We start from the raw sequence: 18,990 nt of genomic DNA on the forward strand, positions 1-18,990 counted from the left end.
GGCTACCCCCCATCCTATCTCGACTGCGGGTCGAGCCGGCCTGCTGGCTGAGCCACATGGCGCGCTGCGGGCCGCGGTTCTACCATGCCATTGGGCGCCGCGATCGGCTGCGGGACATGGCGGCGACGGTCGGTCGCGCGTGGCTTTGCGGGCTCGCCGCGAGTGCACAGATGTTTCGGGAGGCCCGCGTGACCGTGTAGCGGAATACGTCTTCTGGTTTCGGGTCGGGCGTCAGCTTGAGGGCGATGAATTGTGGGTGTCCCAGTTTTACCTCCAGTTTTACCTATTACCAGTTTATGTCGAGCCAAAGCATTGGTCAGTGGTTGCACTGGTTATTGACTGCAAAGATTTGTCCGAGATGTGGTGCAGACTACTCTGGCCGTCATGTCCCAAGGAACGATGAAACGGGCTAGCGCTGTTTTTGTGAACCAACGGGGACACCCATTGGCCGGCCCTGTGTCAAGAGCGAACGGCGTCCAACGCCGCTGGTTGTGGCGGCGGCGAGGTTATGGGCGTTGGATTCGGCCTGACCGTCAGTCCGGTCCGAGCCCCTTTCTCCCACCTGACCGGTGTCGACGGCGGCGGCGAGGGTTTCCAAGTATTCGTGGGCACTGAACTGATTGCCGATCAGCCAACGCCCGGCGAGTACCAGTTCGGCGCGCAGAGCGTCATCGCGTAGTAGCCGCAGTATCGCGCGGGCCATCGCGTCGGCGTCGCGGGGTTCTACCAGCAGCCCAGTCCTGCCGTCCTTGATCCACTCGCCGATCTCGCCGACGTTGCTGGCGATAACCGCGGCGCCGCGGACCAACGCCTCCGCAGCGACGGTATTCATGGGTTCGCTCCACAGGCTGGGGATGAGCACGAGGTCCGCGGTGGCATACAGGGTGTCGCGTTGCGGATCGTCCAGGGTACCCACATATTGCACTTGGATCCGGTGGTGCGTGGTTTCCAACTGGGCGATGCGTTTTTGGCAATGGGCCCAGTAGCCAGCATCCGCGACTTGTCCTGCAATGGTGAACGCGAGGGTTTCCTGGGACGGCAGCAGGGACAGCGCGGCGATCGCAACGTGCAGGCCCTGCTCGTAGGCCAACCGTCCGTGGAATGCTATAACCGGCGTGGCACCGTTGCCACGACCGGGTGCGGTGGGCCGGCCACCGACGGGCGGCGTCACCAGATGGATGCGGGGTTCGATTTCCGGGAGGTTGCCGACGAGCATATTCTTGAGGAATGCATTGGATACGATGATGCTGTCCACGCAACGTACGGATTCCAGCAATTTCAGGCGCAAGAATAGCTCCCCCATCTGGTAGGTCCGGCCCGCTTGGGCGCTGACGCAATGGCCGCGTTCGGCGTCTAGCAGGCAGGACATCGAAAGCCGCCGGCGGCAGACGGGGGCCGCGGAGTCGCGTAAGGCGCGCATTGCGGTCAGGCAGGTGGGGAAGTGGTCGTGGATCTGCCAGAGCAATCGATAGTCCCGGGGCTGTGCCGCCAGGGCCCGGACGATACGGGCATCGAACACGTTGTGGAGGAATACCAGATCCGGGGAGAGATTCGCGACCCGTGCGCGGATCTGTTCCGCGACGGTGTCATCCGCTGCGGGCCGGTCGCCCAGGCCGGGGCATGCAGTCTGGGAGCTCAGGCTGTCGGACGTTATGGGCCCGCGGGTATCGTGTATCAGGTGAGAGCGCGTGCCCAGCGGGGCAAGAAGGGCGCTGAGGCGCAGGATGTCGGCCTGGGCTTCGGCGGACGCTGCGCCTCCCCCATCCACATGGACGATCTCGCGGACCCCGGGCAGGCCCCGTGCGAGCACCGGGAACCGGTCGCCGCGGGCGCGGGTGTCGGTGGGGCCGGCAGGGCGGGTTTGGGATCGGGGAGTGGCGCGTTTCATGGGCGCTCCTTGCGGCTCATAGTGGTCGGTCCGCCCTGGGCATCCCGCCTAGGGCTGCGGATTAGGTCGCGGCTCCGCTACGCGTTCCGTCCCATAACGGCGGGGGCTGATTGAAATTAAGGGCCAGTGTAGGTGCGGTCTATGACGGCTGCTTGAATCCCATGTGACGCTCCTATGACCGGCCCGGCAGATGTGTGCGTGCAGTTGCGCCGTGTGCCTGATCGGGGGCTCGTCATTAAGGTGTCACATGGAGATGTTATGCTTTCCGGCGCGTTGATCAGGTACGTTATGGTTAGCGGTCGAGTACCGCGGCATCCTGACGAAGCATGAGTGGTTGAACCTAGTGTAAGTGAAGCAACCCAGGCCGGTACGCCACATGGATGCGGCGGACCGGTCTTTCTCGTTGGCACGGTTTCTCCCGATTCCCCCGACCGATTGCTGAAGTGCGTCCACTGGGCGTTGTGCGCCGCGTAACCGGGCTCCGAACCCCCTGGGGCACGGATGGATGCCACTTAGGCAAACCAATAGACGATGACGCTGGGAACCGCGTGACCCATAGTGTCCGCCACGATGCCGGTCTGGTGTCGTGGATCGAAGTGGATCCGTAGCGGTCCCGGCGGTATCGGAGATTGCCCCGCGGTGCTTGGCCAGTTCTACGGAGGGGTAGGGCATGGAAACTCCGTTCAGCACCGGGCCAATCTCCTGGTCGTTTGGGGGATAGCACGGGTCCCGGGGTGGTTACCGGGAGCCCGATGGTGCCGCTGTTCCCGTAACCCCTAGAGATCCCAGGTATAGGGACGCGGCGCGTCGGTGTGCGGTGCAAGCACCAGGGTATCCGCGTGGCGGTGGCCCCAGTCCTCCTTGGTAGTGTGCCGGAGGGGGGCAGCGCGAGGCGGTAGCCGCTGAGGGGGGTAGGCGAGCCCTGGGCGCCGATTTGTGACCACAGGGATTGGGTTTGGTGGTCGTACATCAGGACGCCGTTGTTGTATAGGAGCCCGGATACACCGAAGTCCAGCGCGTGGCCGTGCACCGTGGCGTGGCCTGAAACGCCATCCCGGTGCCGCACAGGGGGCAGAAGTTAATCACCACCGGTGCGTCGCTGGCCAGGGATCATTCACGATCTCATGCCAAGTCGGAATTGCCACCGGATGGGCCTAGGCATCGCGGTTGCGGGCGATGCCTGGCACCCGGCCCTCGGGTGTGAGGCAGTGCGCTAGGCGGGCGCGGTCCAGGATCGGACGATGGTCAGCCGGTCGAATGCGATGCCCAGTATGCCGCCGTAGATCAGCTGCAGGGCGAGGGCGATCAGGGGCGCTTCGGGGCTCAATTGGCTCGCAAAAAGCCCGTGGCCGGCCAGTGGCATGACCACGATCATCAGGAACAGCCAGAGCATTCCACCGAAGAACATCCCGCGGGTGGCACAGCTGCGTCCCGGCAGGGCGTCCCAGAGGAGTGCGAAGAGGATGCCCCCGCCCAGGGTGCCGAGGAAGAAGTGCAAGAACCAACCCGTTCCCAGGCTGTGGGGGTGACCCGACAGCTGGCTCAGCATAACGATGGGATCCAGCGCGGGCACTAAACCCGACACGGTTTTGACGATCAACAATGCGGAAAGGGCGCAGGTCGCAAAGAATGCCGCGATCAGTGAGTTACCGATGTGATTCATTCCACTTTCTCCGATGGCTCAGGATCGGGTTCCGTGGCGGCCGGGTTTATCAACGACGTTCGGTCGCCACGAGATCGGTTGGATTCCAACCCGTAGTCGCCGGACCAAGTGCAAACCTTACACGCTGATATGCCCGATGTGTGCGGTTCCGGGGAACGATCGCGTCCGGTGGGCCACCCTTTGCCAGATCCTTGTCAACGGCGGTTCTTTGACGCGTGGTGACACGCGGGTGAGAACGCATGGGCCGATCGCCAAGTCCGGTTGATCGGCCTGGAGTCCCATTTCCGGCTTTGTTACGCTGCCCTTGCCGCTGGTTGGCGGCGGGTCAGGATGCCGCGCATGTTTTCCATGATGCGCGCTGGGCGCAATCGACCTGACCGACGGAGGACGACTGCACTTTAAATTGAGATGAAGATACGGATCGCACCGCTATGGCGATGGCTCGGGCTGCTCTTGTGGATGGTGCCCGTCGGCGCGGCGTTGGCGGTTTGCGGCACCGCGCAGGTGGCGGTGCAGGTGCTTGGTTCCGGCGGTCCGGTACCGGATGGCGACCGGGCCAGTTCCGGCTACTTGGTGTGGATCGACGGGCGCTCGCGGCTGCTGGTGGATGCGGGGGGTGGGACTTTTCTGCGTTTCGGCCAGGCGGGGGCGAAGATCGCGGATCTGGATTTCATCGCGATCACCCACCTGCACACGGACCACGTCGCGGATCTGCCCGCGCTGTTGATGGGCGGTTTCTTCGCGGACCGCGCCCGGCCCTTGCCCCTGAGCGGGCCCACGGGTGGCGGCGCCTTCCCGGGCATGCGGGAATTCGTTGTCGGCCTGTTCGACCCTAAACACGGTATCTTCCGCTACCTCGGCGGGTTCACGGACGGTTCCGGCGGATTGTTCGAGACCCCGGTGACGGAGGTGGATGCCTCGCGCACCACACCGCAGCGGATCTATGCCGACGCGCGCATGCAGATCGCGGCGATCGGCGTTCATCACGGTCCGGTACCGGCCCTGGGCTATCTGGTGACGGTGCGCGGCAAGCGCATCGCGTTCAGCGGCGACCAGAACGGACAGAACCCGCAGTTCGCGCGGATGATACGCGGTGCCGACGTATTGATCATGGACCACGCGGTTCCGGAATACGCCGGACCCGTCGCACGGCGGTTGCACGCCATGCCCAGCGAGATCGGCGCGCTGGCCCGGTCCGCCGGCGTCAAGGAATTGGTGCTCTCCCACTGGATGGCGCGCAGTCTCGTTACCTGGGACCGCGGCCTCGCGTTGATCCGCGAACGCTACCAGGGTCCGGTGGTGTCCGCCAAGGACCTGCAGTGCATCGTGGTGACGGCCGCGCAGGACCCGCGCGGAAAGTGAACGGCGGCTGCGCGCGCCACACCGGCGTGCCGCGGTGCCGCGGGAGGAGGCCGTAATGAGCGATGCGCAACGGCCCGAGCTTCGGGTCACGGTATTCTCGGACTACATCTGCCCGTTCTGCTACATCGGGTTCGTGCGGCTCGAGCGGCTGCGCACCGACTATGACCTCAAGGTCAACTGGTGCATGCTGGAGATCCACCCGGACAATCCTCCCGAAGGCCGTCCGGTGGCGGACCTGGGCTATTCCGATGCGCAGTGGGCGGACATGATGGGGCACCTCGGGGACATGGCCCGCGAGGAAGGCGTCATCATCAGTCCCCACACCCGCACCACCAACTCGCAGCGTGCGTTGCGGCTCGCCGAGGCGGCCAAGGAGGATGGCCCGGCGGTCTTCTATGCCCTGCACCGCCGGTTGTTCGAGGCGTACCTGGGGGAGGGGCGCAACATCGGGGATCCGGAGGTGCTGAGGGCGATCGCCGAACAGACCGGGGTGGGGCCGGAAACCCTGGAGCGCGCGTGGAGCGATCCGCGTTACGGTGCGCGGCTGGAGCAGAACTTGGCGGCTGAGGGTGGCGGTTCCCGGCGCCTTGGGCTGGTGATTGCGGGCGCGTCGGATGCTACCGGGGTTGCGGCTATCCCGTCGTCTGCCCACGATTCCTACGTGCCGCGCTACGCGCAGATTGCTCGCGTAGGTGCCGCAGGTGTTTTCTCACCGATCTTGTGTCGCGGCCGACGCTGCCCGCGTCACGAGCACCGGCAAGAAACCCTGGCTAGGCCTGAAGGACGCGTCCCGTCCCGTCCCGCTCCAGGATCTGTTCCGCCACATTGTCCAGATCCGGGCCGGTGATGTCGGGGATCTCACCGATTGGACCTGGAACGGTCCCGTCCCGAGCCACGTAGGCGGCGGCGCACCCGGCCCGGATGGCGCCGGTGGTGTCCCATTCGTGGGCCGCCACCAGCCGGACCTGCGCGACATCGACGCCGAGGCGGTAGGCGGCCATGCGGTAGGGCTCCGGGGCGGGCTTGTAGCGCCGTACGTCGTCCACCGAGAAGATGTCCTCGAAGTAGGGTAGCAGCCCGGCGTTGTGGATCTGTGCGTGGGCGGTTTCCGGCGCGGAGTTGGTGAGACATGCCAAGCGCAGCCCGCCCTCACGCAGCCGTGCGAGGGCTCGGGGGACCTCCGGGTGCGGCGGCAGCGTGCGCATTCCACCCAGAATACGGTCCCGTTGCGAGCGCGACAGGCCCACGCGATGGCGCGCCGCTATCCGCTCCAGGGCCGCCGCGGTTACCACGCCGAAGTCGGCATAGGCGCCGGTCAGGCTCGTGGTCATGGCACACAGCAACACCTGCGCGAACCATTCCCGGCGCACCTCGGCGTTGCCGAAGGCGGATGTGAAGAGCGGGTCCAGGGCGGCGAGGTCCAGCAGGGTCTCATTGACATCGAACACGATCACACGGTTCATGGCGCGAGTCTCCCTGGGGAAGTGACGGCAGAGCTGGGGGGAGCGATTCCGGTTCTCAAAGCATTCTTGGCAGCGCGTATTATCCATGAGGAGGCGGGTTCGGGGCCTGGACGAATCCTGCCCCGATACCGGATCGTGCGCCCGCCGCGCACCATGCACCGGAACGGAGCTTGATCACCAGCACAGACGTGCGCTTGACATCCGTTCGATTGGAGCGATGCCCGGTGGTTTGGTTCCGCGCCGCGCGGGAGAAAACCGGAGGCGGTTGTTGCCGGTCCGCGCGTCGGGGCCGACGCCGTTCCAGCCTTCAGTGCTGCGGTGGTCTGGTGCGCCGCGCACTCCCGGCGCTTCCATGCCGGCTCACCGCTGCGCCGGGAGGCCACCGGAACGACGGCGATCCCCGGTCTACTTGACTGCCTGCCAGGAGCCGTTCGGTTGACGGCAGGCGGTGCCATAGGCTTGCTGTTTGCGACCACCCACGTCTACGTCGGTGACGTATTCGCGGCAGTAGCGCCCGTTGTCCCGGTAGGTTTTCACTGGCGTCACGCTGTAGTCCGCCCCGGTATCCGGATTGCGCCAGCGCACCGGCTGGCGGGTCTCGCCGTACTCCAGGGTCTGACCCAGGCAGTACCGATCGGTGCGGTCCATGTCGCGGCCGATGGAATTGCCCAGCAGGGCCCCGATGATGGCACCGGCCACCGTGGCTGCGGTGCGCCCGTCCCCTTTGCCGACGGTGGAGCCCAGCACCCCGCCGGCGACGCCCCCCAGTAGCGTGCCGACTGCCGCTCGGTTGCAGCGGCCCCCTGCGATGACCACCGGGGCCGGCGCATGCCGATCGCCCTCTTGGCCATCGTAAGATCGGCGGTAGTTGTCGTCAGACCGCCGGTAGTTCCCGTGGTCCTCGTCCTCGTTGTCATCCTCGCCATGGTCGTGCTGGTGCCGGTAGCCGTAGGCCGGTGCCCAGGGAGGCGGATCCGCGAAGGCGACGGTTGGGGCCACGAAGAGCAGCGCCAGCGGCGCGCAGGCCAAGGCGGACACCGCCGGGGCGATGAGGGCCTGGAGACGACGAAGTAGTGGCGGGTTACGGCGCATATTGGAGACTCTCCCGGAAGGTTGAACCTAGTAGCTTATATCGGTTGGCAGGGCGTTCCGCCGAAGGGGAGGCGGTGACAGCGGAATTTGTGACGGTGTTCACGCAATGGCTGGGACCTGGGCGGGGGGGACGGTCGCTGCGGGCCCGACTATACTTTATCGTGATGCCATATCCGACCCTCCTTCCCCCTGCCATTCTGGCCGCTCATCTCACCGACCCTGCCTGGGTGGTGTTCGATTGCCGGTTCAACCTCGCCGACCCCGGATCAGGGGTTCGCGCCTATCGGGCGGGGCACGTCCCGGGGGCCCATTACGCCGATTTGGACCAGCACCTCTCTGGGCCCAAGGCGCCCGGGTCCGGCCGCCACCCGCTGCCGGATCCGGCTGCGTTGGCGGCCCGGCTCGGTGCATGGGGTGTTGGCGCCACGACCCAGGTGGTGGCCTACGATGATCAAGGCGGTGTCTTTGCCGCCCGCTTGTGGTGGTTGCTGCGCTGGCTCGGTCACGACGCGGTGGCGGTGCTCGACGGGGGCTGGGCGCGGTGGCGGAGGGAAGGGGGCCCGGAGGCAACCGTCGTACCGGTCGCGTCGCGTGCTGATTTCCCGACGCGACCGCGGCCGGATCGGATCGTGGATGCGGCGGCCGTGCACGCCAGCCTGAGTAGCGGGCGCTACCGGGTGGTGGACGCGCGCAGCCCGGAACGGTTCAGGGGTGAGGTGGAGCCCCTCGACCCGGTGGCGGGCCATATCCCCGGCGCGCGCAATCACCCCTATCAGGCGAACCTGGACGCGGACGGGAACTTCCTGTCCGCCGACCGCCTGCGGGAAGGATTTGCGCACTGCCTGGAGGGTTGTACGGCGGCCCAGGTAGTGCAGATGTGCGGCTCCGGAGTCAGTGCCTGCCATAACCTGTTGGCCATGGAACGGGCCGGATTGTCCGGGGCCCGGTTGTATCCGGGGTCATGGAGCGAATGGGTCGCAGACCCCGGACGCCCGATCGACCGCGGCGTGGGTGATCGGGGGTGACGCGTCCCGGGACGACACACGCCGGTTCCTGTTATCGACAACGAGGGGGAACGGAGATGCAACTTCCGCTGCAGGTCACTTATCGCGATTTCGAACCTTCCAAGGCCGTGACCGCGAGGATACGCGGGAAGGCCGACAAGCTGGAACATTTCTATGATCGGATCACCGGGTGCCGGGTGGTGATCGAGGCGCCGCACGCCCATCATCACAAGGGCCGGCTGTATCACGTGCGGATCGATCTCACCGTGCCCGACGGGGAACTGGTCGTGAGCCGCGACCATCACGACCGGCCCGCGCATACCGATCTCTACGTTGCGATACGGGATGCGTTCGAGGCGGCGCAACGCCAGCTCAAGGCCTATGCCCGGCGCCGCCGGGGCGACGTCAAGGCCCACCAGATGTCCCGTCACGGCGATGCCGCGGAAGCGGCTGCGCAAGAATCCGACGCCGGAGACACGGAGATCTCCGGCGATCACAAGGTCGACCCCCATCGCACCACATCGCAGGGCCGCGGTCCGGATCACCCGGGTACGCGCGCCAAGGTCCGTGCCGCGAGGGAGCGCGCAGCGCGAGCCTCCGGTAGCGGCGCGGTGCGCGCGCTGCGCAGAGGTCTAGCGCCGGGGTGACCCGATTTCCCACGCGCCGCGCTACGCGCGGATTGCTTGGTCAATGTGACGGGCGGTCTCAGCCCTAAGGCCGATCAGGGTTGATGGGAATAGAATTGTTTTGCCTGGACCTTGTCGTCCAGGAACTGAATCGTGATGGTGGCGCCGTCCCGCGCTTTCCAAGTGGCGGAGGTGCCGGAGAAATCGCCGAACTGGATGCCAGAGGATTCCGTCGGTTTTCCAAGGATCCCGCGCACTTGCTCCAGCGTCATGCCGGTCTTTACCTGGTCAAAGTTGGATTGGGTGATCTTTGATGCGCAGCCCGTGAGGGCCAGCGCCAGCAGGACGGGGAGGATCACGAGCCGCAGGGTTATCTTCCATCGGTCCGTAGTCCCACCCGACCCGATGCGTCCCCGCACGAGGGTTACAGGTCCGCGCGGTATAGGCGCGGCGGATCGAACGGCGCCGGTGCCGGAGAGTGGGCGGGCGGTGCGGACGGAAGATGGCTGCACGTATCAGACCTCGAAGACGATGAAGGACGGTAACGCCCAGTATAACTGGAGGTCGCGTGCGGTCCCAGGCTCATGGGGGTCTGTCTGTATCCCGTGGCGAGCGATGCGAGCCGAAAAAAACGTTCTGTCGTCGTTTGGCACTTGCACGGGAAGAATTGCCAAACCGCCTCTGTTAACGTAATCGATCAGACATTCCGAGGGTTGTTTAGCCACAAAAAAAGGGGCCGCGGCGGCGGCCCCTTGTCAGGACAGACCGGGAATGCCCGGCGGGCTGTTATTTGACTTCCTCGAACGCGGAGAAGTCCACGACGGTGCGCCGGTTGGGCGCCAGGCAGCCGATGAGCGCGTTACCGCGTTTGCCGTGGCAGCTCACCACCGGTGAGGCATCGCCGGCTCCGGTGACGGTGATGTAACTCGTCGGGATGCCCTTGCTTACCAGGTAGCTCTTGACCGCTTCGGCGCGGCGCAGGGAGAGCTTCTGGTTGTAGGGTTTGGAGCCGATACGGTCCGTGTAACCCGTGATATGAATCTGCGGTTCCTTGACGTCCTTTTTCAGCGTCGCAACGATGTCGTTCAGTTTATGTTGGCCAATGGTGGTGAGGGTCGCGCCGTTGAACGCGAAGTACGCGTCCGCACCCAAGGTGATCGGCTTGAGTACCGTCTTCGGTGCCGGTGGGGCGGTTTCCACTGCGGCCATGGGTACCGACTCTGGAACCTTCGCCATCAGCCCCGGGTCGCATTGGGCGTTGGCATCGGCACGGACCCATTGCGAGGTACGTACGCACTGACCGGCGCTGTCGCGCACGTAATGACCTTCATTGTTGACGACATAGCCGGTGGGGCCGGCCGCGACCGCGGTGCCTGCGACTATACTGAGGCACGCGGCGATCGCTGCGCTGACGATGGCGGGACGTGTTGCGGCTCTTCTGTGAACTTTCATGACGCTCTCCTATTTCAAAGATATTTTTTTGTAGTGGGTGGATTGCCCCGCTGCGCTCGGGGCCAGACAGTTCGAAATCTTGCGCCGGCATTACCCGCTGCATTTGAGGATTCGATGGTGAAGCTGCGGACCAGGAAACTACGCGATGGACATTGCTTTAATTGTATCCGGTGGACGTATCGCGGCGAATGGCAGGGAACGACGCAGTACGGCCTCGGTCCCCTCACGGTAGAAGCTTACACCGGGGATTGGCCCTGTCAATATGCGTCGGCGGCACCAATAGCGGGTTGCGCGCCGTCAAATTTCCAGCGGTTCGCTAGCAGGGGAATTCCGGTACCGTGGGATTCAGGAAGTCGTGGCGCAGTGACTCAGGACGAGCTTGGGGGGGTTGGTGGAAAAGACGAACGGCGCGGTCTTCTCCAGGGCGCTGAGTCCCAGCAGGAGCCGCGTACGCTGGGGAAACACAGCGGCGTCTACGTTATGCAACACACAGTCGCCACCCAGGGTCACGGCCTTGATCCGATACACCGGGACGGTGCGCCGGGTACCGTCCGCCATGATGCCCGTGAGGTCTTTGACATACACGGCGTCTCCGGAGCGTTGGAGTACCGCCAGGGTATCCTCGTTGATGGTCATATAGCCCGAACCGGTATCGACCATGAACTCCACCTTTCCGTAGCCGGTGATATCGCCTCCGACATAATAGGTGGAGGCGCCTCGATGGATCATGGGGATGGTGTGGCCGAATTGCCCCGCCTGGGTTGCCAGGACGGCCATGGCCAACCCGAGGAACACCAGGGCCTTGAGTTTAGGTTGCGGTCGCATGCCCATCTCAGCGACCGATTCCCGCGCTTCTGAACCCTTTCCCGCGCGGCAGCGACCGGTCCGGGTGGCGCACGGGGCGCGGGTCGATGATGGGTCGTTTAGGTGCCCATCGTCGGCGATATGAAGCACAAACTGTGGATTATGACCTATTTAGTGTGGACTGGCCGTTGCGACCAACACGCTATGGGTTTGGGGTGCAAGCGCGTGGCGCATCAGGTCCTACCGGGCGGGCCGCGCTTGATCCAGGACTCCGATGCAGGCGCGTTTAAAAAGAAGCCGCCCGCCCGGGGGGATTTCGAAACCGGGGGGCGGCAAGAGGCAGAACGGTATTCCCGGGGCCGATTACTCGGCGGGGTGGGAGTAGGTGCTGGACGCGGGTTTCACCCCATCCTCCGGCTTGCGGGCTTCCCACGCCGCAAAATCGGCCTCGTCCATCTTGCCGTCTTTGCTGACCTTCGCGAAGTCCTGATCCAGCGATTTCAGATGTTTCGCTTCGGATTGGTCGATATACCCGTCGTGATTGGCATCCAGTTGCTGGAACTGCTGATGACTGAGGGCCTTTAGACCGGAATGATCGGATGCCGCTAGGGCTACACCGGTGGAAAGGGCCGTGAGGGTCAGGGCAAACAGCAGGGATTGCTTCATCGTACGCTCCTCCTTCCTCTTACTTTGCGTCCTTTCGTGACCGGACCTACCCATGCCGCCGGGGTGGGTCACGGTACTCCGAAGAGCTATAGCAACTCTCATGCCAGTTCATATAAAATTATATTTAACAATTAGTTAATATAAATTAGCCCGACGGGTTTGGCCAGAATCTGTTACCCATGAGCGACACCAGCCCGGTGCGGGTACTCACGCTATCCAACCTTTCGCGTTTGAGCTCAGTACCGTGCGGCGGGTTTACCCGCTGTTGCCTATGAGCGACAGTAGGACGGACGCCGGTGTTACCGCAGGTGCGATTCGAGGACGGGCTGTGTAAAGTCGCCAAGGGCGACGCCGAAGGGTTTGTTAGCGCCCGTCCGCGGGATTTCCGAAACGCCGCGACCGTCCACCGGAGACCGATACGCCATGACCTTGTTCCGTACCAAGCCGATCAGCGCCGATACCGAAGACCGCGACGGGTCCCTGAAGCGGGTGTTGGGGGCGACAGATCTGGTCCTGATGGGCATCGGCGCCATTATTGGTGCTGGGATCTTCGTGTTGACCGGCCAGGCGGCCATCCAGGCGGGCCCCGCCATCGTGGTGTCCTTCGCGGTCTCCGGTCTCGCCTGCGCCTTCGCGGCGCTTGCCTACGCGGAACTGGCCTCCGCCATCGGTGGTTGCGGCAGTGCCTACGGTTACGCCTACGCGGGACTCGGGGAGTTCGTGGCCTGGATCATCGGCTGGGACCTGCTCCTCGAGTATGGGGTGGCGACGGCGGCGGTCTCCATCGGTTGGTCCGGCTATGTGAACAGCGCGTTGACCGCCATCGGGATCCCGTTGCCTGCGGACCTGCTCAATGGGCCCCTGGGCGGGGGCATCATCAACCTGCCGGCGGTGCTGATCATCCTGCTGCTTGGGGTCCTGCTGGCGGTGGGTGTGCGCACCAGCGCGCGATTCAACGCCGCCATGGTGTTCGTGAAACTGCTCGCGATCGGCGTGTTCATCGCGGTCGCCACGTTTCACGTCGATCCAGCGAACTGGCATCCGTTCTTTCCGGCGGGTTGGAGCGGGACGATGCATGGGGCGGCGCTCATCTTCTTCGCCTACATCGGCTTCGACGCGGTGTCCACCGCGGCGGAGGAGACCCGCAATCCGCGCCGCGATTTGCCCATCGGAATTCTCGTTTCCCTGGCGGTCTGCACCGTACTCTACATGGTGGTATCCGGTCTGCTGACCGGTATCGTGCCTTACTACACCTTGACCGGCGCCTCGCCGGTGGCCGATGCCATGCTGCATATCCATGAGCGTTGGGTGGCGGCGATGATCTCCGCCGGCGCCATCGCCGGGCTCACCACGGTGATGTTGGTTCTGTACTACGGGTTGACCCGTATCTGCCTGGCCATGTCCCGGGATGGCCTGCTGCCGCCGCTGTTCTCTGCGGTCCATCCCCGCACGCATACCCCGGTACGGGTCATCCTGGTAAGCGGCGTGTTCATGGCTGCGGTCGCCGGTTTTACCCCGATCGGTGACGTGGCGGAATTGGTGAACATCGGGACCCTGGCGGCGTTCGTGCTGGTGTGCGCCGGGGTTATGGTGTTGCGCCGCACCCAACCCGATCTTCCGCGTCCGTTCCGTACCCCCTGGAGTCCCCTGGTTCCGCTTCTGGGAATCGGCTTTTGCATATATCTGATGGTGAGTTTGCCGCTGGTGACCTGGATGCGTTTCGTGATCTGGATGGCCCTCGGGCTGGTGGTGTACTTCAGCTACTCACGGATGCACAGCGTCCTGGCTACGGAGCCGTAACGCCTCGCTACGCGCAGATTATTTGGACGACTAGAAGCTGCGTAGTTGCTGGCGGGTGGGTTCGGCGCAGCAGTACCAGGCCTCCGAAAGACGCGGGATTGCCGTGCCGAAGCCGCGTTCCGGCAGCGCTGGGGCGGGTGTGCCGAGGGCCGCGTGGGCCAACTCCCAGATGCGGAGAAAGACCGCGCCGCGCGCCAGTCCCTGTCCTTCCGCTTGGGCCGCCCAATCCTGAACCGCCTCCTGCAGGGTGTCCACGCGCGCGTCTTCGTGGCGCCAGGGATAACCCAGGATCTCGGGTTCGAAGTCACCGAGTCGTGCCCGGAAGCCGGGGATCTTCAGCAGGTGAGAGCCTTCGGGGACCAGCAGGCGAATGCTGAGTTGCACCGGCGGTACGCTCTCCACCAGCCGCAAGGCCACCAGGCGACGCAACAGAGTAACGTAGCCCTCCAGGCTGGTCCACGGGGTGAAGGGCACGAAGGTCGGTGCCAGGGCGATGCCTGCGGATTCCAGCAGCGCCACGGCACGGTCGAGGTCCGCGCCGCTGTGATGTTTGTCCAGGTGCTTCAGCACCTCGTCATCCACGGATTCCACGGCGCTGGTGATGAACAGGCAGCCGGTTTGGCGCAGTTCCGGCAGCAGTGCCGCGTTGTCGATCAGATGCTGGATCTTGATGGTCGCATCGTAGGTCAGCTCGGGAAACTCCCGGTGCAGTGCATGGACCAGCTTGCGGGCGTGAGTGGGACCGTTCAGGAAGTCCGGATCACCGAAGGAGATGTGCTGAGCGCCCGCGGCTACCTGCTGGCGGATGTCGTCCAGCACCACGTCCATGGACACCACCCGGAACCGGCCCTGGTAGACCGGTACCACCGGGCAGTGGCGACACAAATGTTTGCAGCCCCGGCTTGCCTCCGCGAAGCCCACCACGCGGGTGGCGCCGTCGGGCAGCATGAGGTGGGTGTAGCGCTTGAGGGGTGGGAGTCCGCTGCGGTCCGGGGTCCGGAATTCGATCTTGCCCAGGTCCACCATCGGGGTGGGGTCGGCGGCGGGGCGGCGCCCCTCTTGCACCGCTTGCGCCAGTGCCAGGAGCCGGGGTTCACACTCACCCCCGAGGATGGTGTCGATCCCCAGCCGGTGGAGCAGACCCGCATTGACCGGTGCGTACAGTCCGTAGGCGCACAGGTGGGCGTCCGGGGCCAGGGCGCGGATCCGGGGTAGCGCCTCTACCGCGATCCGGGTGGCGGTGTGCATTCCCAGATAGAGCGCTACCAGTTTGGCGCCCGCCAACACCTGCGGCTCGAGCCGCTGCAGGGACAGATCCAGGCAGGCCACCTCCAGACCCGCTGTGTTCAGCCACGCGGCGGGTTGCGCCAAGGCAAAGGGCTGGCGGCCGAGTTCGTAGGGGCTGATCAGTACCACCCGGCATCCGGTCGCGGTGGGTTGGGTGGGGGAATCGGGCTGTCGTAGGGGGCGTTGCGGCATGGGGGATCGTCCGGGTTCTGAGGACAGGCACGCGCACGCGCCGGGAAGCTATTGTACCGGATCCTTCCGCGCCTGTGGGGCGGCGGACCGCAACCGCGGGGAAAAAGGCGGGGTGCCTGCGGGGGCACCCCGTAAACATTTCAAGAAGGATCCAAACGGACTGCAGAACCGACCCGGCAGGCGTCCGTCTGCCGGCCCGAGTTTGAGATGCAGCAGAATTCATGCCAGCTGATTATTTTGGCGCCCGGAGGGTGCGCCCGCGATCCGTAGGCCGGTTAGCGCTTTGAAAACCTGGGAAACCCCCATGGGTGTGGGCGTATTGCAGCACCGTCGCTTCGCAGCGCGCGTTGTCGTGGGAAACATCGGTTCCTGGTGGCGTGTCGGCGTAGTCGGCTAGGATTGGGGCGCGCGCGGAGGGGGGGCCGCCGGAGCTTTTGACCTGCGCGGGGTTGTGGGCGCCCGGGACCGCCGGCGCGCACGGGGTCCGTGCCCTCGCGCTTCGAGCCGCTGAGCTCCCAGGGCAACGATCCGCAGTGGACATGACCCGGGTGCGTGGGAGTCCGGCTGCCGATGGATAGGACGGATGGACGCGGATCCTGGGGGTGATCAAGCGGTTGAGATCAAGAGTACCGTGCCGGAGCCGATATGACGTTGGGTGGGTTCCGGCGTGGCGCGGGCCTCAGGGTGCGTCGATCCGGACGGATCCCCAGGACAGGAGCTCAGCAGCGTGCTGCAGCGCGCTGCCGGGGCGGAGGGAACAGACGTGATGAATCACAGGGAACGCCCCGCGGATCGGGAGCACGGATCTGGCTGGGACGTAGCACGTTCGCTGGCGTGGATCGTATTGGGACTGACCTGCGCTTTCGCTACCATGGCGGGGCCGGCCGCGCCGCAGCGCGGGATCGACGCGGTGCTGGTGCTTGACAGCTCCGGGAGCATGCGCCACAACGATCCGCTGCGGTTGCGGGTGCCCGCCGCGAAGCTGTTCATCTCGCTGTTGAGCAAGGGGGACCGGGTCGGGGTCATCAGCTTCAGCGGCGCCGGCTGGCCGGTGCTCGGACTCACTGCGGTCACTCATCAGCAGCGCTTGTTCCACGCCGTGGACAAGGTGTCGTCCCGCGGCGCGTATACCAACCTCTACGCCGCGTTGGACAAGGCCCACCAGATGCTGGACCGGGAGGGGCGTGCGGGCGTGCGCCGCTACATCATCCTCATGTCCGATGGTCAGATGGATGTAGGCGATACGAAGCGCGATCAGGCGCTCACCCAGCAGTTGTTGGATCAGGAGTTGCCGGCGCTGGCCAAGGACCATATCCAGGTCTACACCATCGCGTTTACCCGCGCGTCCGATGTGAAACTGCTAGAGAAGATCGCCCGCGCCACGCACGGATTGTTCCGGCTCGCGGCCCTGGACAAGGACCTGCATGGCGTGTTCACCACGCTGTTCGAGAGCGCCAAGGCCCCCGAGATGCTGCCGATTCAGGGCGGGGAATTCGTCGCCGACGGGTCCATCCAAGAGGTGACCATCGTGGCCTCCAAGCAGGACCGGAAGGTCACCATCTACCTGCAGGCGCCGGACGGGACGCGGTACTCCGAGTCTCAGAAGGGCGCGGGCATGCGCTGGTTCGCCTCCGACCGCTTCGACATGATCACCGTGCCCAAACCCCAGCCCGGCAAGTGGAAGATCCTCTCCAGCCAAGGCCAGAACAAGGCCTACATCGTGACCAACCTGAGTCTCGCTACCAATGTGGGAGAAAAAGACCTGCCCCTGAACTCCAGCGAGCAGATCGAGGCGTGGCTCGCCAAGGACAAGACGGTGGTGACTCAGCCCGAGGTCCTGCGCGATACCCATTTCCTGGTGGAAATCCAACGCCCGGACGGGATCCTGTCGCGTTTCACGCTGTTTGACAACGGTCAGTTTGGCGATGCCAAGCCGGGGGACGGAATCTTTACCACGCAGGTCCAGTTCTACAAGCCCGGTGCCTATACCCTGCGGCTGATAGCCATGGCCCCGACCTTCGAACGGGAGATTACGCGCTATTTCCATGTCACAGCGCCGCCGCCGGCGCCTGCGGTCGAGCCTGCGCCGCCACCCCCGGCCAAGCCTGCGCCGCCGCCAGTATCAACCCCCAAGCCGGTGCCCCCGCCTCCCAAGCCGGCGCCCCCGACCCCCAAGCCGGTGCCGAAGGTGGTCTCACCGCCGCCGCCGTCACCACCGCTCCCCCCGCCGGCTCCAGCGCCTATGAGCGTCGGTCGGTTGTTGGAGGTCTTTGTGCTGGGCAACTTGGTGGTGTTCGGCCTGATCGGTGCCGGATTCCTGGTCTGGCGCCGTCTGCACCGCAAGTCCGGAGCAGCGGGGGCGGACCCTGGGGCAGGGACGCCGGAGAAGGCCCCTGCATCCCGAAAAGGCGAAGGCAAGTCCCGATGATCGTTTTGCATCCTGTCGTCTTTCTGCTCCTGACGGAATTGCTGGTGATCTTCGCCGCGCTCACCGCACTCTTGTTTTGGCGGGCGCGGCGTCGGAAGGCCCCCGAAGCAGGACCCGTGACGGCACCGTCAGCGGCACCAGCACACGGCGCGCGGCTCGATGTCGGCAATTATCTGGGCAAGGAACTAGAACAGACCCGCGCACGGCTGCACCATCCATTGCCTGCTGCGGGCGCGGCGGGCGAGAACGCTGCCCGTCCGTCACCGCCTGGCTGGCTGGCGCTGCGCGCCGAGTACCTGCAAGTCGAGCTGGACCTCGCCAACCACGAGCCCGGCGACGCGGCCTGGGAGATGTTGGAACGACGCTTGACTGAGATCGCGGGTAAGCGGCTCGCGCCTACGGAGAACGGCGGATCGGATTGGAATTCTGACCGGGTCAAGACGCTGCTCACGGATCATGACCAGCACATCGGTGATCTGACCGGGTTCCTTCAGGACCTGGAGGTGCACCCGGAGAAGGCGGTTGAGCTGGAGCAGCACCTCGGAAAGCTGAAGCACGTGAACGAAGAGTTGGCCGGGTGCGTGTCGGTGCTGGAGGGGGAGAACGATCGCTTATGGCAAGAACTGCAAGCGCAGCGCGCCGGCACGACGCCCGTCGCGCCGCCCGCCGTTCCGGGCGGATCACCACCGAAGCCGGCTGCCCAGGGCGCGGTATCGTCCACCGCGCCGGTGCCGCAGCCCGCGGAATCCCCCGAATCCAAACGCGCGACTTCCGTGCCGCCACCGACCGTGTCCCGCGCAAGCGAACCCGACGCCCCTGCTAAGGAGCGCGCGCCAAAGCCGGCGGACCAGCCCCCCAAGTCCGGTTCATGATCTGAGGCCCACGGGCGCCTCTGCGGCATTCCGTTTCCCGTTGCATCCCGATCGACCGGCGTGTCGGGTGTTCCGATGACACCGGTTCCGGTGCCAGCCCGGATACCGGTGGTGCCGGGGTGCGTAGTCGACCGGGCAGCGTGCGATCACGGTGCCCGGTGCCGGGTGATGGGCGGTTTGGATCCCCCCGGGAGATGCCCCGGGGAGCGGTTTTCAGTGGGGTCCGGCGGAGGGGACGTCGGGACGCCGTACCGTTGAACCCGGGGTGTCGAAGGTCCTGTCCCGCAGCCCGGTAAAATTTAATAAGATATTGAAAATAATATATAATAAAATACTAACTAAAATTGTCCGGAGGCGTCTGCACCGATATGGTGCGTTGAAAATCTCCTGC

The 18,990-nt window shown here is 65.1% G+C and carries 18 protein-coding genes; 8 read left to right on the top strand and 10 right to left on the bottom strand.

From position 1 onward, the window contains the following. Nucleotides 1-200 (top strand): hypothetical protein (locus tag B7Z66_05660; protein ID OYV77074.1); only part of this gene is annotated, 200 nt, incomplete at its 5' end. Between the two features lie 209 nt (nucleotides 201-409). Here B7Z66_05660 and B7Z66_05665 read toward each other — a convergent pair. From B7Z66_05665 to B7Z66_05675, 3 genes are all read right to left on the bottom strand, one after another. After that, entirely contained in the window at nucleotides 410-1,888 is a 1,479-nt protein-coding gene (locus B7Z66_05665) for a hypothetical protein (protein ID OYV77075.1), read from the bottom strand. Nucleotides 1,889-2,228: 340 nt separating this feature from the next. Then, nucleotides 2,229-2,963, bottom strand: a complete 735-nt coding sequence (locus B7Z66_05670) for a hypothetical protein (GenBank protein ID OYV77076.1) — start codon at nucleotides 2,961-2,963, stop codon at nucleotides 2,229-2,231. Between the two features lie 138 nt (nucleotides 2,964-3,101). Further along, nucleotides 3,102-3,551, bottom strand: a complete 450-nt coding sequence (locus tag B7Z66_05675) for a hypothetical protein (GenBank protein OYV77077.1) — start codon at nucleotides 3,549-3,551, stop codon at nucleotides 3,102-3,104. A gap of 408 nt (nucleotides 3,552-3,959) precedes the next feature. On the opposite strand from B7Z66_05675, the gene B7Z66_05680 reads away from it, so the two are divergent. Both B7Z66_05680 and B7Z66_05685 read left to right on the top strand, forming a co-directional pair. Beyond that, nucleotides 3,960-4,913 (top strand): hypothetical protein, encoded by a 954-nt coding sequence (locus tag B7Z66_05680; GenBank protein ID OYV77078.1) that lies wholly within the window; start codon nucleotides 3,960-3,962, stop codon nucleotides 4,911-4,913. A gap of 55 nt (nucleotides 4,914-4,968) precedes the next feature. Continuing rightward, entirely contained in the window at nucleotides 4,969-5,760 is a 792-nt protein-coding gene (locus B7Z66_05685) for a hypothetical protein (GenBank protein ID OYV77079.1), read from the top strand. Here the strand turns inward: B7Z66_05685 and B7Z66_05690 are convergent. Together B7Z66_05690 and B7Z66_05695 are read right to left on the bottom strand one after the other, a co-directional pair. After that, the gene (locus B7Z66_05690; GenBank protein ID OYV77080.1) at nucleotides 5,684-6,376 is read right to left on the bottom strand and encodes a haloacid dehalogenase, type II; all 693 of its coding nucleotides are present in this window, start codon (nucleotides 6,374-6,376) and stop codon (nucleotides 5,684-5,686) included. The genes B7Z66_05685 and B7Z66_05690 overlap by 77 nt on opposite strands. Nucleotides 6,377-6,781: 405 nt before the next feature. After that, nucleotides 6,782-7,468 (bottom strand): hypothetical protein, encoded by a 687-nt coding sequence (locus B7Z66_05695; GenBank protein ID OYV77081.1) that lies wholly within the window; start codon nucleotides 7,466-7,468, stop codon nucleotides 6,782-6,784. Nucleotides 7,469-7,632: 164 nt separating this feature from the next. Between B7Z66_05695 and B7Z66_05700 the strand changes: the two genes are divergently transcribed. Next, the gene (locus tag B7Z66_05700; GenBank protein ID OYV77157.1) at nucleotides 7,633-8,493 is read left to right on the top strand and encodes a sulfurtransferase; all 861 of its coding nucleotides are present in this window, start codon (nucleotides 7,633-7,635) and stop codon (nucleotides 8,491-8,493) included. Nucleotides 8,494-8,549: 56 nt separating this feature from the next. Continuing rightward, nucleotides 8,550-9,119, top strand: a complete 570-nt coding sequence (locus B7Z66_05705; protein ID OYV77082.1) for a hypothetical protein — start codon at nucleotides 8,550-8,552, stop codon at nucleotides 9,117-9,119. A 74-nt stretch (nucleotides 9,120-9,193) separates the two neighbouring features. Here the strand turns inward: B7Z66_05705 and B7Z66_05710 are convergent, their stop codons facing one another. The 4 genes from B7Z66_05710 to B7Z66_05725 all read right to left on the bottom strand — a co-directional run bounded on the left by B7Z66_05710 (nucleotide 9,194) and on the right by B7Z66_05725 (nucleotide 12,020). Beyond that, complete coding sequence (locus B7Z66_05710) at nucleotides 9,194-9,457, bottom strand: hypothetical protein (GenBank protein ID OYV77083.1); 264 nt, start codon at nucleotides 9,455-9,457, stop codon at nucleotides 9,194-9,196. Nucleotides 9,458-9,884: 427 nt separating this feature from the next. Next, nucleotides 9,885-10,550, bottom strand: coding sequence for a hypothetical protein (locus B7Z66_05715; GenBank protein ID OYV77084.1), 666 nt, complete (start codon nucleotides 10,548-10,550; stop codon nucleotides 9,885-9,887). Between the two features lie 345 nt (nucleotides 10,551-10,895). Continuing rightward, the gene (locus B7Z66_05720) at nucleotides 10,896-11,375 is read right to left on the bottom strand and encodes a hypothetical protein (GenBank protein OYV77158.1); all 480 of its coding nucleotides are present in this window, start codon (nucleotides 11,373-11,375) and stop codon (nucleotides 10,896-10,898) included. Between the two features lie 342 nt (nucleotides 11,376-11,717). Then, a complete protein-coding gene (locus B7Z66_05725; GenBank protein OYV77085.1) occupies nucleotides 11,718-12,020 on the bottom strand; it encodes a hypothetical protein in 303 nt (100 codons plus the stop codon). A gap of 423 nt (nucleotides 12,021-12,443) precedes the next feature. Here B7Z66_05725 and B7Z66_05730 point away from each other — a divergent pair, with 423 nt between their 5' ends. Then, on the top strand, nucleotides 12,444-13,820 hold the full coding sequence (locus tag B7Z66_05730) for an amino acid permease (protein OYV77086.1): 1,377 nt from the start codon (nucleotides 12,444-12,446) through the stop codon (nucleotides 13,818-13,820). A gap of 30 nt (nucleotides 13,821-13,850) precedes the next feature. On the opposite strand, the gene B7Z66_05735 is transcribed toward B7Z66_05730, so the two are convergent. Continuing rightward, nucleotides 13,851-15,299 (bottom strand): hypothetical protein, encoded by a 1,449-nt coding sequence (locus tag B7Z66_05735; protein OYV77087.1) that lies wholly within the window; start codon nucleotides 15,297-15,299, stop codon nucleotides 13,851-13,853. 727 nt (nucleotides 15,300-16,026) lie between these two features. Between B7Z66_05735 and B7Z66_05740 the strand changes: the two genes are divergently transcribed. Then, entirely contained in the window at nucleotides 16,027-17,727 is a 1,701-nt protein-coding gene (locus B7Z66_05740) for a hypothetical protein (GenBank protein OYV77088.1), read from the top strand. Next, entirely contained in the window at nucleotides 17,724-18,599 is an 876-nt protein-coding gene (locus tag B7Z66_05745) for a hypothetical protein (GenBank protein ID OYV77089.1), read from the top strand. The genes B7Z66_05740 and B7Z66_05745 overlap by 4 nt, the downstream gene beginning before the upstream one ends. Nucleotides 18,600-18,990: the final 391 nt, after the last annotated feature.

Source organism: Chromatiales bacterium 21-64-14 (genome assembly GCA_002255365.1).
Taxonomy (GTDB): domain Bacteria; phylum Pseudomonadota; class Gammaproteobacteria; order 21-64-14; family 21-64-14; genus 21-64-14.

Bases quoted from the DNA above. Each gene is read 5' to 3' on its own strand.
- B7Z66_05665 (OYV77075.1), bottom strand. From the start codon at position 1,888: ATGAAACGCGCCACTCCCCGATCCCAAACCCGCCCTGCCGGCCCCACC.
- B7Z66_05675 (OYV77077.1), bottom strand. From the start codon at position 3,551: ATGAATCACATCGGTAACTCACTGATCGCGGCATTCTTTGCGACCTGC.
- B7Z66_05680 (OYV77078.1), top strand. From the start codon at position 3,960: ATGAAGATACGGATCGCACCGCTATGGCGATGGCTCGGGCTGCTCTTG.
- B7Z66_05685 (OYV77079.1), top strand. From the start codon at position 4,969: ATGAGCGATGCGCAACGGCCCGAGCTTCGGGTCACGGTATTCTCGGAC.
- B7Z66_05690 (OYV77080.1), bottom strand. From the start codon at position 6,376: ATGAACCGTGTGATCGTGTTCGATGTCAATGAGACCCTGCTGGACCTC.
- B7Z66_05695 (OYV77081.1), bottom strand. From the start codon at position 7,468: ATGCGCCGTAACCCGCCACTACTTCGTCGTCTCCAGGCCCTCATCGCC.
- B7Z66_05700 (OYV77157.1), top strand. From the start codon at position 7,633: ATGCCATATCCGACCCTCCTTCCCCCTGCCATTCTGGCCGCTCATCTC.
- B7Z66_05705 (OYV77082.1), top strand. From the start codon at position 8,550: ATGCAACTTCCGCTGCAGGTCACTTATCGCGATTTCGAACCTTCCAAG.
- B7Z66_05715 (OYV77084.1), bottom strand. From the start codon at position 10,550: ATGAAAGTTCACAGAAGAGCCGCAACACGTCCCGCCATCGTCAGCGCA.
- B7Z66_05720 (OYV77158.1), bottom strand. From the start codon at position 11,375: ATGCGACCGCAACCTAAACTCAAGGCCCTGGTGTTCCTCGGGTTGGCC.
- B7Z66_05725 (OYV77085.1), bottom strand. From the start codon at position 12,020: ATGAAGCAATCCCTGCTGTTTGCCCTGACCCTCACGGCCCTTTCCACC.
- B7Z66_05730 (OYV77086.1), top strand. From the start codon at position 12,444: ATGACCTTGTTCCGTACCAAGCCGATCAGCGCCGATACCGAAGACCGC.
- B7Z66_05735 (OYV77087.1), bottom strand. From the start codon at position 15,299: ATGCCGCAACGCCCCCTACGACAGCCCGATTCCCCCACCCAACCCACC.
- B7Z66_05745 (OYV77089.1), top strand. From the start codon at position 17,724: ATGATCGTTTTGCATCCTGTCGTCTTTCTGCTCCTGACGGAATTGCTG.